This is a genomic window from Allomuricauda sp. M10 (assembly GCF_020782875.1).
GTDB lineage: Bacteria > Bacteroidota > Bacteroidia > Flavobacteriales > Flavobacteriaceae > Flagellimonas.
Map to the genome: position 1 here is coordinate 50,129 of NZ_JAJGBN010000007.1, position 13,136 is coordinate 63,264.

Genomic DNA, 13,136 nt, shown 5'->3' on the forward strand with positions numbered 1-13,136 from the left:
ATCATAAAAAGGATAAAAATATCTTTTAATCTTTGATGAACACAAAAGAACATGCTCTCCAATTCCTCCAAATATGCCATAAAAGGAGTGATTTATTTAGCGTTGAACTCCAATGAGGACCATAAGGTCATGGTTCGGGAAATCTATGAGGTGATACATGTACCGGAGGCCTACTTGGCCAAATTGCTTCAAGAATTATCCCGTCATCATGTCATTTCTTCTGTTAGGGGGCCAAAGGGTGGTTTTTATTTGAGCCAGGAAGACCAAAAGCGCACTTTAATGGATATTGTAAAAGTAATCGATGGTGAAAAGAAAGTAAACTCATGTGTGATGGGAGTCAATACTTGTGATAGGAGCAACCCTTGTGTACTTCATAAACTTGTTGGATCCAATAAGGCTAGGTTTATAAGTGTACTTGAACACACAACCATTTTGGACTTGATTGAAAGCAAACAAGAATTTGAAGCGTTTTTCCCTTTCTGAATCCTTTTTGGGAAATAGGTCAAGATGGTAATGCCAGATAAGAAGGAATGCATGGGGGCACTATTGGTTCATGGGGGGATATGGTACAGGGCGAAAACCAAATTCAAAACATCAAACAATATGGACCTAAGGTAAAAAATGGATATAGATGCAATATCATTATGGGAAATTGGGGCCAATTGGATGAAAACTTACTACACTCAAACGGACACCTTCACTTGTGGCACGGCATTGAGTACACTTCCAATTGGTTTTAATCTACTCCAAAGCATCAGTTTACAAGTGCTGTTTTGCTAGATCTTCCAATTCATTGCAACATTTGATGGCCAAGAATATAGAGAGAAAATGGTACCGATAATTACAAGAGGATCATTCCAGCAATTTGATAAAATAGGCCACAAGTATACTGATGGCCAGGCCAAGATTTACTTTGGTCAGATCCTTGCCAATGACCTTGTAGGTCGATTTCATTTCCTTCTTGTTCAATGAGTAGCTCAACGAAACTTCCCTGCCGGCCAAAATACCGATGAATGCCCATGTGGTACTCATGGGAACATTGGTCAAATTACCGAACCCCATTAGTAACAGGCCATAGCTTAAGTCGATCAAGGTAGCGGAACGGATATTTTGGGTGTTCACTTTCTTGTTTACCACTTCCTGTATTTTGCCTCCCCGCTTTTGAAAAGTATAGGCCATTAAAGCCAGAATTATGGCTATTGACAATAATAGTTCGTTTAAACTCAGTACCCTAGGCAAGAAAACAAAGATGTTGGCAAAATCCTGAATAAGCCATTGGGTCCATAAAAAAGCTGTGGAACCCCACTGGGCAGCCAACCAAAACTTCTTCTGCTTTTTGATGTCCATTAGCCTTAGAGATGCTTTCGATTCAAGAGATCTTGCAATTAGTAGGTAGATCAAAAATGCCGAAACAAAGGCCAAAACATACCCCATGAGGGATTTCAACAACATTTTTTCTATTACCTGTGTAGTGGAAAAAACACTTAAAATCATGAAGGTGGTACTGACAGGAATGCCAAACCTGGTCACAATCAATAAAGCCAATGGGGCAGTCAAATACCACCAATGCAGCTTTTCGGGCAATGGTATTTGATCCAATCTTCCATACGAAACGTCTCCCTGAAACCGAATCCATCCAATGACCAAGGTCAATACCAAGATCAATCCAGCAAAACCCCACAGAACATACCAAGGTCTCTTGTGGTTAGAGGATAGAAAGGTGCCCAAAGTTTGTATAATGTCATTGGCAATGACGGCATAGGCGGCAATAAGAAAACCCAAATAACCAACCATCGGATATGGTGTTCAAAATTTGGACGAAGGTAAACAATTGCAGCAATGCCAGTATGTTTAAGGTTGTTGTTCCCTATAAATATTAACAATTGCTTAACCAAAGAAAATTTAACTTTGACTATAAATCTTTACTGGGGTGGGTTTCTTAAAGCTTCTCTTATGTGTACACTTTCTGTGGACATTTAACCATCAATGCCCTACCATTTATTTTGACCAAGGCCTACCACAAACTGATGTAAGGAGCGGATTGACCGAGCATCAAAAAAAACAATATTCCTTTTTGGAGGAAAAATCCCCATTGGCCATTATCCAGAACCAACCCAACTTTAAAAATAAGGGCTTCTCCCAGTATTTGTGGCATTATGCCCCAATTGTCCCAGGAGTTGAAGTCCAGGAAGAGTATGGTTCACATGCCATGGGACTCATACATTTTCATTTTAAAAGGCTATTACTGTTCCCCTTCCATAGTTTTCCTTGATCTACTATCTATCTCCGCTGCAAAGTGGAGGCTTTTGAGATTTTGATCAATGATAAGTAACACTAAAATTTAATACTATGGATTATGGTATGGGCCTAATATCGGCCCTATTGACGCTTGTAATTTTTCTGCCCTTTTTTTATGCTGCCCTTTTAGGAAAAAAGCAGACAAAAAAAATAAGGGAACAATTTGAAAATGAGATTGTACGAGGTGGATATCGTCTCGATTATAAGGATTTCTGGGGAAACACCTTGATTGGTTTGGATAAGACGAAGTCAAAGCTTATTTATTTACGACTCAACAAAAATGAATTGATCAGGAAAGAAATTTCAATGAAAACCATCAAGGGTTGTACAGTTTCCACTCAAGAAGTGAACCAGAGGATAAACGGGGAGCTAATCACATATCGAAAAAGTGTAGACCTTGAACTCATGCTGCATGGACAAAAGGAAATCCAGCTCAACTTCTTTGATTGTAATGGATATTGCAAGGAGGATTACGATATAAAACGGGCCGAAAAATGGAAAGAGCTGATTTTGGGGTATACCGTTCCTTCAAGACCATTTAGGGCCGCGGCCTAATTTGGCACTAACAATGGTCGGAATCGATCATTTGCCAAAACGGATGGCCTGATTGTTATAGGGAAAGGAATGTACATAGCGGCACAATGCCAAGATTCATTTAAATGCCTGTTAGGCATTAAGAGCTTTGATTCTTTTCCCTGAACAAGATTTTTATCTGTCAAATCAACATGATTCCTTTTAAACAATCGAATAAAAAGTAAAAAGATGTTACAGCAATTATTCAGGAAAAAAACGTTGGAACAGCTCCAAAAAGAATCAGAAGGCTCTTCCCTTAAAAAGTCGTTGGGTGTTTTTGATTTGACCATGCTAGGTATAGGGGCCATTATAGGAACAGGGATTTTTGTACTTACGGGAGAGGCCGCTGCCGGTACGGAGCATGCTATGGGGGCAGGTCCGGCACTTACGGTATCTTTTGTGATTACGGGATTGGCCTGTCTTTTTGCGGCCCTATGTTATGCAGAGTTTGCCTCCATGATACCGGTTTCGGGCAGTGCTTATACCTACGCCTATAATTCTTTTGGGGAACTATTGGCATGGATCATTGGTTGGGATCTTGTTTTGGAATATGCCGTGGGCAACGTAGCAGTGGCCATAGGCTGGTCAGGATATTTTAAGAACCTTCTAGATGGATTTGGTTTGTATTTGCCTGGATGGATGTCGGCGGCGACAGGTACACAAATGGTACAGTTGCCATCAGGTGTATGGACCGAGTTGACGCCAGGTATCTCATCCCAGTACGGCAGTTTGGTACATTCCATGCCACAAGTCACCTCTTTATTGAATTTTCCTGCCCTTGTCATCACACTAGTGGTTACGCTATTGCTTTATATAGGCATCAAGGAGTCGGCAAGGGTAAATGCCTCTTTGGTCATTGTTAAACTAGTGCTGATCGGTATTTTTCTATGGTTCGGAATCCCGCATTTTAATCCATCGGAGCATTGGAAGGACTTTGCACCCAATGGTTGGCAAGGTATTATGACCGGTGCGGCCCTCGTCTTCTTTGCCTACGTGGGGTTTGATGCGGTAAGTACAACGGCTGAAGAATCCAAAAATCCGCAAAGGGACCTGCCCAGGGCCATGATCTTTGCCTTGGTGGTGTGCACCTTGTTATATATTGTTGTGGCAGGGGCATTGACAGGAATGGTTCCATTGGATGTACTGGCCAATGAAAAGCCTGTGGCCGAGGCCCTCTTATCGGTTGGGGAAGGCAATGTGGCCTTGTTGATAGCCATCGGGATAACACTGACCATGCCCACCGTACTTTTGGTCATGCAATTGGGCCAGATACGGATCTTGTATTCCATGAGTCGTGATGGTTTAATGGGTAGACGATTTAGCCAAATACACCCGAAATTTTCAACACCCTCATTCGCAACCCTCATGGTAGGTCTCTTTGTAGGAGTCTTGGCAGCCACTATTGATATAGGCATAGCTGCCGAACTGACCAACATTGGTACTTTGTTCGCCTTTGTACTGGTGGCCATCGGTATTTGGGTGCTTAGGGTAAAACAACCCGATGCGCCCAGAAGATTCAAGACACCTTGGTTCAAGGTGGTGTGTACGCTTTGTGTGGTAACCTGTTTGGCCCTTATGCTTTCCCTTCCAACGGTGACGTGGTACCGTTTTGTGTTATGGATGGTTTTGGGAGTTGTTGTTTACCTGCTCTATGGGTTTAGAAAAAGCAAACTGAGCCCTGCGGCCTAGGTATCGGTTCATGGAAAGGTTAATGTTGAAATTACAACATTGAAATTGGATGGTAATAAACATATGAAGGCAATCAATACATTTATTTTGACCCATGTCCGCTCCATTGAAATGATTGGGGTCCTTATGCGCATTTCCAGTTTTTCGTTGGTAAGCTGGATGGGAGAAGAGAGTCCTTTTCTCTTTGTATGGGCCTTCAATACATTGGATGCCATCATCCTTTCATGGACTGCAGTCTTAAAAGGGGATAGGCCCTATACGATTCTCAATGTATTCTGGATAGGGGTGGGCCTTGTGGGAATTTTAAGGGCTTCAGGGGTGATATGACCCATGGAGATAGGAACTACTTACGGCCTTAGCCATGACAAAAAAACGATGAATACGTTCCTAAGGCTAAGTATTATTGGAAATTGCCAAAAAAATCTTAAATTATTACCACTAATTATTACGGGGTAGGTAAGAAAGTTCAAATTCCAATATAGTGGTTTACAAGGATGTGACATTGCTGCACGAGCTTAAACATAACCATGGTTTTTCGGATGTTTTTCTAGAAACTATTAGGGATGGGTTGCTCATTTCGGATACCGATGGCACCGTAGTAATGGTCAATTCAATCCTATGCAAGATGACCGGTTTTAGCAAGGAGGAATTGTTGGGTACCTCGGCCCCATACCCGTTTTGGCCCCCGGAACTTTATGATACTTTTCGGGACGGGGTCAAGCAGACACTGAACGAAGATTTTAAGGGAGAATATGAAACAGTGCATCTCCGCAAAGGAGGGGAGCGCTTCCCGGTTTGGATCTTTGTGGCCAGCATAAAGAATCAAGAAGGTAGGGTAGTGGCCCATTTGGCTCTTATGCAGGATCTTAGTGAAGAAAGAAAAGATGTTTCAAATGTTGGTTCACCCAACCAAGAACTGTTTACCACTTTAAGTTACCGTAAAAAATATATGGACCTTTTGGTGGAAAAAAAGCTTTTGTCCCAATTGGACTATACCTTGAACAATATCAGTGACGGCATTATTTCCCTTGATAAAGATTGGAACTATACCTACATCAACCAAAATGCGGCCGCTATTTTAGGAAGAACACCCAGTAGTCTTATAGGGAAGAATATTTGGGAGGAATATCCCGGGGTGGACCAGTTGTCTTTTTATAAAGTATGTTTGGAGGCATTTGAAACCCAACAAAAAAAAGAGCTCACGGAGTATTATGGCCCCCTTGGTAAATGGTTTGAAAATAGATTTTACCCTTCACCTGAAGGAATGACCGTTTATTTTTCCGATGTCACGGATAAGAAGAGTGCGGAAGCCAGTTTGGTACATAAGGAGAAGCTTTTGGGGATTATCAATAAATCTGTTACCCAACCTTTGTTCATTTTGGAGGTAAGTGGTAGAGATAGGTTCAAGTTTATTTCTGTTAGCCAAAGTTTTTTGGAGGCTATGAAAATCACAGAAAATGATGTGATGAATAAATTTGCGGATGAACTGGTATCCGGACCTACACTGTTATTGCTCGTAAAAAATTGTAATGACGCGATCAAAAGTAAAGGTACCGTACAATATGTAGAGACCACTCCAAAACCTGACCAGTCTTTTAAAACTGCCCTTATTTCCATTAGTCCCTTGTTCAATGACCAACAACAATGTACCAATTTGGTTGGACTGGTCAACGATATTACAGAAATAAAAAGGATTGAAGAGCATTTACTGGAAAGCAAGAACTACTTGGACAACATCCTCAACAATATTGGCGACCCCATTTTTGTAAAGGATGATGAAAGTAGATTATTACTGGTGAACGATGCTTTTTGTAGCATTTTTGATCTTTCAAGGCCAGATATATTGGGCAAGACGCTGGTTGAAGATGTATCACAGGAAGAAGGAGAAGAGTTTTTAAAAATAGATCGACAAGTCTTGGAATCAGGAAAGGAGATACTGAACGAGGAAAGCCTAACGGTCCGCGGTGGTGAAACCAAGATCATTTCCACCAAAAAAACCAGGTTTGTGGATGAAAAGGGGAAGAAATTTTTAATCGGAATCATCCGCGATATCACCGAACGAAAAAAAACGGAATTGGAATTAAAGTCCGCAAAAGAATATTCCGAAAACCTAATAGATTCCATGCACGAAGGGCTAGTGGTCTTTAATATGCATACCGAGATCACAGGAGTCAACCCCTCATTTTGTAAGATGTCCGGTTTTTCGGAAGAAGAATTGATTGGGCAACAATGTCCCTACCCTTTTTCCCCCCCGGAGATCGAGGATGAATCCAATTTGCGACACGAAAAAATTGAGAAGGGCGAAACGCTGGATAATTTTGAAACGATCTACATGCGCAAGGACGGAAGCCGTTTTAACGTTGATGTCATGATTTCCCTCTTGCGGAATGATGAGGACAGGATCATATCCTACTTTGCTACTGTTATTGACACAACGGCTCGGAAAAAAGCAGAGCAGGAACTAAAATTGGCCAAAGAGTTTACCGATAATCTTGTCATGTCCATGCAAGAAGGGCTGATCATTGTGAACCTGGAGGGTAAAATTATTTTGGTGAACGATTCCACGTGCAACATCCTAGGTTACGCAAGGGACGAGCTCATAGGGCTTACCTTGCCCTATCCCTTTGCCAAACCTGAGGATTTTCAGACCATTACCAAAACCAACCGGAAAGTGGCCGCAGGCGAAGCTCCTTCCTTTCAATTTGAATTTATAAGAAAAAATGGCGAAATGTTCCTCGCAACATTTTTGACAGGGAACATTACAAACGACAAAGGGGAAGTTATAGCCCTGTTCGGGACCATGAAGGATATTTCCGATGAGGTTAAGGCCAGGACTTTATTGGTGGAGAGTGCCCAGAAATCGACCAAAAAGAAAGATGTTATCCTAAAACTTGCAGGTCTGGTCGGAAAGGATTTTAAGGACTCTTTAAACCTGATCACCCAATTGGCCGCTGAAACCCTGAATGTGGAAAGGGTAAGCGTTTGGAAATTCAATGTAGAGGGAACGACCATTTCGTGTGAAAACCTTTATAGTCTAGGCAAAATGGAGCATTCCGAAGGAATGGTGATTTCCAAAATCGATAACCCCAAGTATTTTGAAGCCCTGGAGAAAAAACAGACCGTTTTGGTCAATAACATTCAAACGGATGACATTACCAAAATGTTCTTGAAAGATTATTTGGTGCCCAACAATATCAAGTCACTAATGGATGTATTTGTGAACAGTGCAGACGGTTATTATGGCATCATTTGTTTTGAACATGTGGGGAACGATAGCAGGGAGTGGAGTGCGGACGAACAGGAATTTGCCACCTCGATCGCCAATATTGTTTCCCTGATGGTAGAAAGTACTGAGCGTAAGATAGCGGAAGAAAAGCTCATCCGATCTAATGAAGAACTGGCGAATGCCAATTCCGAACTGAACGAACTCAGGACCAAACTGGAACTGGAGAACATTTATCTGAGAAACGAATTGGACCTGGTCTTCAATTTTGAGGAAATGGTCTATGGCAGTGCGGCTTTCAGCAATGTTCTTACCGAAGTGGAAAAAGTGGCCCCCACCAATGCAACAGTGTTGCTCTTGGGAGAATCCGGTACTGGAAAGGAGTTGTTGGCGAGGGCCATTCACAACATCGGTTCACGAAATACCAAACCGTTGATCAAGGTAAATTGCTCGGCCATTCCAAGGGAATTGATCGAGAGTGAATTATTTGGACATAAAAAGGGGTCGTTTACCGGTGCCGTAACGGATAAGGTGGGCAAATTTGAACTGGCAAACGGGGGTACCCTTTTTTTGGATGAAATAGGGGAATTACCCATAGATATGCAGCCAAAAATATTGCGGTTCCTGCAAGAAGGTGAAATAGAAGTGGTAGGTGGAACCGAAATAAAGAAAGTGGATGTGAGGGTCATTGCCGCCACCAATAGAAATCTAAAGGAAGAAATAGAAAAAAAACGGTTTAGGGAGGACCTTTACTTTAGGTTGAATGTTTTTCCGATCATGGTGCCCGCGCTTAGGGACAGAAAAGAAGACATTCCATTATTGGTGGAACACTTTGTGGACAAGTTCAACAAACACTATAATAAAAATATCAAATATGTTACCGACGCGGCTATGGACAAGCTGAAAAGCTACGATTGGCCGGGAAATATAAGGGAACTGGAAAACCTAATAGAGCGGGCATCCATTCTATCCAACGGGGAGACCCTTGTTATACCCGGTTTTGAGTCCGAAGCCCAAAAAGCCAAAATGCCCATCAAGGAAAAGAACATGTCACTCGAAACCATTCAAAGAAACCATATCATTGGGGTCTTGGAAAAATGCAACTGGAAAATTTCCGGACCCAATAGTGCCTCTGTCATCCTAGAGCTTAAACCCAGCACCTTGAGGGATAAGATGCTGAAACTGGGCATCCAAAAAAACGATTAAAAACACGGTATACCGTGAAAACGCTTCTTTATCAACCGCCAAAAACACGGTATACCGTGTAGCTTTCCAATTGATATAAAATTTAAAAACATTTATTTTATTGATATTCAGTTGTTTGCAAGTTTAATATTCAACTGAATCCCGTTTGGCACATCCATTGACTTCCAAATCCAAATAGAAATCATGGAAGACAAGATTGGTATGGAAGGGGTGTTGATTTGGTTGGATTCGAATATGGTCCATTGTCTTATCACTACGGATTTTGAGCATCAGGTTTTGGATAGAAAGACCTATTTGGCCCTTTTTGAAAAAATAAGGGTCGTATCCAAAGGTAAAAACCTTCCATTATTGATCCATTTGACCGATGTGGGGAGCTATAAGGCAAAACAACTGTTTGAATTTTTGTCACCGTCCTCATATGTCGATTGTTTTGCACCGTTCCGCATTTTTTTGGTCAAGTCCTTCTTTGTGAAGATGATGATGTCTATAAGCTGCATCACCAATGGGAATGCCTTTTGGGACACCATTTTTTACAACCGTAAGGAGGCTTTGGAATATTGTCAAAAAAGAGCAAGGGAATTTGAACTTGTACACTAAACCAAATACCATGGAAGAAATAAAGATTCAGGGCCATGCCAAATTCTGGATTGGGGAGGAAGGCATCCTTCATTGCAAACTCAGCAATTCGAACATGGATAAAAAACTCGATTATAAAACGGCTCAGTTATACTTGGAGGCCATCGAGACCCTGTCAAAAGGAAGGCCAATGCCCCTTCTTATAGACCTAAGGAGTACCAAGGGTACATTTTCCAGTGCCGCAGCCCAGTTGCTCGCAAAGAGTTTGGACAACATGCCCTCCGTGCTTTGTGAAGGGTATGTGGTGAGTACCCTTTCCGTAAAACTACTGGTTCAGGCATATAAGCGCATCTACAAAACAAAAATTCCTTTTGGCATATTCAATAATCTGAATAAGGCCACAGAGTATTGCTTATCACATAATAATTGAGCTATGGCAACCTTAAAATACTTATGGCCACATATGAACAAGTGGATGGAGGAAAGGATAAAAGGTATTCTGGAAACAAGTACCATTTATACCGTGATGGATTCCTATGGACGGATTGAATATGCCAATACAAGATTTTGTGAACTTTTAGGGAGCGATCTTGGCGAACTGGTGGGCAAGCCCAACCATTTTTTAAAATCAGAACCCCAAGACTCTATAAAATACCTCAAACTATGGCAGACCATTAAGCAAGGCAAAGAGTGGAAGGGAATCTTGGTGGGCAAATCCAAAAATGAAAATACCATTTGGTTAAGGACCAAGATCGTACCGATCAAAACCCACAATGAAAATTCATTCAAGTTTCTTTCCGTGCACGAGGATATCACCAACATAAAATCCAGGGTGGAGACCATAAAGAATGATACCGCCATGTACCATCATATTTATGAGTCGGTAAAAATTGGGATTGTGATCGTCACGGATCATAGGGGAACTATCATTAAATGGAACAAAGGGGCAGAAAGGGCATTTGGTTACCCTCCGTTCGATATTCTTGGCAAACCACTTTCCACCTTGATGGTCAAAAGATACAAAAGGGCAACGTTTACCGACTTTTTGGGATTGGTGCATCGATTGAAAAGACTCCGAAATCAAGAAATACTGGAACTGAACTGTATAGATAACAATGGCAAAGAGTTTCCTGTTGAATTTGTTCTGAGCAACTGGACCATCAAGGGTGAGGACTTTTATGGTTTCAAAATGCTGGATATTTCCAAAAGGATTGCGTTTGAGAACCGATTGAAGCAAAAAACCAAAGAACTGGAACTGTTCATGTACCGCTCTGCCCACGATCTAAATGCCCCGTTCTCATCTGCCCAAGGTTTGATCAACCTTATGAAGGATGAGAAGACCGTTGAAGGGATGCAGGTCTACATAGAAATGCTTGAAAGAACCATTGGTCATGCCAAGGTACTATCAAAAGGACTGGCAAATGCATCCTTGTTGTCTTCCCATGCCCATGATTCAAAAGAAATAGATTTTGCAAAAATCATTCAGGGCGTATTGCAATTGCTGAAGGAGGAGGAGAATTTTGAAAGTATCCAATTCAAGATAGGGATACAGGATTCCATAAGTTTTGTTTCGTGCCCAGATCTTATCTCTACGGTTTTTCAAAACCTCATACAGAATGCCATAAAATATGTGATAAAGCCCAATGATGGGCATACCCCTATGGTCAAGATCGAGATTCGTTCCGAAGAAAATGAATTGTTGGTACAGGTGAGTGACAACGGAAAGGGCATAAAGAAAGAAAACATGGACAGGGTATTTGAACTGTACTATAGGGCAGAGGTGGAGAACACGCCTGGGACCCGTGGTCTGGGACTGTACATTGTTAAAAAGATTGTTGAAGACCTGAACGGTACCATAAAGGTGGAGAGCAAGGTGAACAAGGGGACCAGTTTTACCGTGAGGTTCCCGAACAAGAAGTGAACAAAAAATATATGAGAGTAAATTTTATGCTGGTCGATGATAACGAGATAGATCTTTTCGTCAATCAGAAATACATCGAGAAGATAGTAGAAGATGCGGAAATAATAACCTTTATAAGGGCAAAAAAGGCCATTGAATATTTAGAATCCATGGGACAACGCTCCAATGCCGATTTCAAGTTTATTCCAGATATCATTTTGCTCGATATCAACATGCCCGAGATGAACGGATTTGAATTTCTCGACGAGTTTAGTGGCTTGGACAGCGAGGTGTTGCGGGACATAAGGATCTATCTGTTGTCATCCTCCACCAATATCAAAGATGTCATGGATGCGGATAGGCATAAGGCTTGCAGCGGGTTTATAACCAAACCCTTGACAGGTGAAAGGGTTCAACAGATGATAAATGACGTCTCTACCAAAATAGTACAAAAATGAAATGTAGAAAACTTTGTGGGCAAATGACACCGATTGATGTTTTTCTGTCGATGCTACTTATCGTAATGTGGGCCTATTTTATTATTTGGGAGTTGGACATCAGCGGATTGGATGGGGCAGTAAGAAAAAAACTTGTTCGGTTTGACTTGATCCTCATGCCCAGTTATATAATGGTGACGCTGGTGGTTGTCTGGATTGTGTGTATTAAAAAGCGAAAACGATAACAGGAAGTCTTGGCCATGAAATGTATTGAATTGAACAGCGTAGGTGATTTTGATCGGTGGGATCAAGCCAAATTGGATGAGTTAAGGAATTTGGGAAAGAACCAGTCCGGACCGGACAATGTCATTTATCAAAATCAATCCTATAAACTTAGCTTTTTTGGGCTTGAACCATATGAAAGACTACCTTTTAGGATCATGAGAAACAGTTTTGATCTCATATGTCTGTCAGGAGGGTTGGCCATTTCCAGTTTCTCCAATGGGGGAATATCCCTGATCATGTATGACAAAGGGGAGCATGTACACCATACTTTGGGGACCAAGGAATATATCCATGATGTTCAGAACATTGGTAGAAAACCCTTGGTCATGGCAATAATAGAATATAGTGCGGACCAGGAGTTGGTAGAGATATAGGCTCATGGTACTACCGATCAAGACCAAAAAAACCAGATACTTGTCAATCTTTGGTACTGGTAAAGGCAAGGTGCTATTTAAAAGATATTTACACCATTTTGCTTGGGGATTGTCCAGACTTTACTGATTAAGTCAATAGAATCATCGGCTTTAAACGAATGATCGGGCAAACACCCACTCAGTTCTTTACCGGTCACTGCAAACTATCAAAAACCCCGGTAAGGATCTCGGTCAATTTATCCTCATAAACAGGTTTTACCACATATCCGGTGAGTTCCTCAAACTCCTGTGCCCGTTTTAGGTCGTTGGAATCGTTGGAGGAGGTGACCATAAAAAGGTTCACATGTTCATTGGGCAACTGAGGCTTCAGTTTTTTGAACTCGGCCAAAAAGCCCCACCCATCCAAAAAAGTATGTTGGAAATCTTTTTTTTCGAAAATGCCCCTTTTGGGAGAAATGCTTGCTCCTAATATGTTTCAGTACCTTGATCCATCGGCATAATATATAATTCCTTAATATTGATTAAGTGGTAAATGATAGCAAAACATTATTTTTGAAGGAATACTATTTATGCTG

The 13,136-nt window shown here is 41.4% G+C and carries 13 protein-coding genes; 11 read left to right on the plus strand and 2 right to left on the minus strand.

Features of this window, described 5'->3' with window-relative positions:
* The first annotated feature begins 51 nt into the window (after nucleotides 1-51).
* Nucleotides 52-483, plus strand: a complete 432-nt coding sequence (locus tag LKX84_RS15810) for an RrF2 family transcriptional regulator (RefSeq protein WP_228238308.1) — start codon at nucleotides 52-54, stop codon at nucleotides 481-483.
* 369 nt (nucleotides 484-852) lie between these two features.
* Here LKX84_RS15810 and LKX84_RS15815 read toward each other — a convergent pair whose 3' ends face one another.
* Nucleotides 853-1,794: a hypothetical protein gene (locus LKX84_RS15815; protein ID WP_228238309.1), complete on the minus strand. Its 942-nt coding sequence runs from the start codon at nucleotides 1,792-1,794 to the stop codon at nucleotides 853-855.
* A gap of 555 nt (nucleotides 1,795-2,349) precedes the next feature.
* Here LKX84_RS15815 and LKX84_RS15820 point away from each other — a divergent pair.
* The 10 genes from LKX84_RS15820 (at nucleotide 2,350) to LKX84_RS15865 (ending at nucleotide 12,561) form a co-directional block, all read left to right on the plus strand.
* Nucleotides 2,350-2,853: a hypothetical protein gene (locus tag LKX84_RS15820; RefSeq protein ID WP_228238310.1), complete on the plus strand. Its 504-nt coding sequence runs from the start codon at nucleotides 2,350-2,352 to the stop codon at nucleotides 2,851-2,853.
* A 207-nt stretch (nucleotides 2,854-3,060) separates the two neighbouring features.
* Nucleotides 3,061-4,560 carry an amino acid permease gene (locus LKX84_RS15825; RefSeq protein ID WP_228238311.1) on the plus strand — a complete coding sequence of 500 codons (1,500 nt, stop codon included), beginning with the start codon at nucleotides 3,061-3,063 and terminating at the stop codon, nucleotides 4,558-4,560.
* A 63-nt stretch (nucleotides 4,561-4,623) separates the two neighbouring features.
* Entirely contained in the window at nucleotides 4,624-4,887 is a 264-nt protein-coding gene (locus LKX84_RS15830; RefSeq protein ID WP_228238312.1) for a hypothetical protein, read from the plus strand.
* 154 nt (nucleotides 4,888-5,041) lie between these two features.
* Entirely contained in the window at nucleotides 5,042-8,989 is a 3,948-nt protein-coding gene (locus tag LKX84_RS15835) for a PAS domain S-box protein (protein WP_228238313.1), read from the plus strand.
* A gap of 183 nt (nucleotides 8,990-9,172) precedes the next feature.
* Nucleotides 9,173-9,586, plus strand: a complete 414-nt coding sequence (locus LKX84_RS15840) for a hypothetical protein (protein WP_228238314.1) — start codon at nucleotides 9,173-9,175, stop codon at nucleotides 9,584-9,586.
* Between the two features lie 10 nt (nucleotides 9,587-9,596).
* Nucleotides 9,597-9,995 carry a hypothetical protein gene (locus tag LKX84_RS15845; RefSeq protein ID WP_228238315.1) on the plus strand — a complete coding sequence of 133 codons (399 nt, stop codon included), beginning with the start codon at nucleotides 9,597-9,599 and terminating at the stop codon, nucleotides 9,993-9,995.
* 33 nt (nucleotides 9,996-10,028) lie between these two features.
* A complete protein-coding gene (locus LKX84_RS15850; RefSeq protein WP_228238316.1) occupies nucleotides 10,029-11,486 on the plus strand; it encodes a PAS domain S-box protein in 1,458 nt (485 codons plus the stop codon).
* Between the two features lie 11 nt (nucleotides 11,487-11,497).
* Nucleotides 11,498-11,923: a response regulator gene (locus LKX84_RS15855; protein WP_228238317.1), complete on the plus strand. Its 426-nt coding sequence runs from the start codon at nucleotides 11,498-11,500 to the stop codon at nucleotides 11,921-11,923.
* Complete coding sequence (locus LKX84_RS15860) at nucleotides 11,920-12,147, plus strand: hypothetical protein (protein WP_228238318.1); 228 nt, start codon at nucleotides 11,920-11,922, stop codon at nucleotides 12,145-12,147. The genes LKX84_RS15855 and LKX84_RS15860 overlap by 4 nt, the downstream gene beginning before the upstream one ends.
* Before the next feature lie 15 nt (nucleotides 12,148-12,162).
* Nucleotides 12,163-12,561 (plus strand): hypothetical protein, encoded by a 399-nt coding sequence (locus tag LKX84_RS15865; protein ID WP_228238320.1) that lies wholly within the window; start codon nucleotides 12,163-12,165, stop codon nucleotides 12,559-12,561.
* A gap of 193 nt (nucleotides 12,562-12,754) precedes the next feature.
* On the opposite strand, the gene LKX84_RS15870 is transcribed toward LKX84_RS15865, so the two are convergent.
* Nucleotides 12,755-12,967: a response regulator gene (locus tag LKX84_RS15870; RefSeq protein ID WP_228238322.1), complete on the minus strand. Its 213-nt coding sequence runs from the start codon at nucleotides 12,965-12,967 to the stop codon at nucleotides 12,755-12,757.
* Nucleotides 12,968-13,136: the final 169 nt, after the last annotated feature.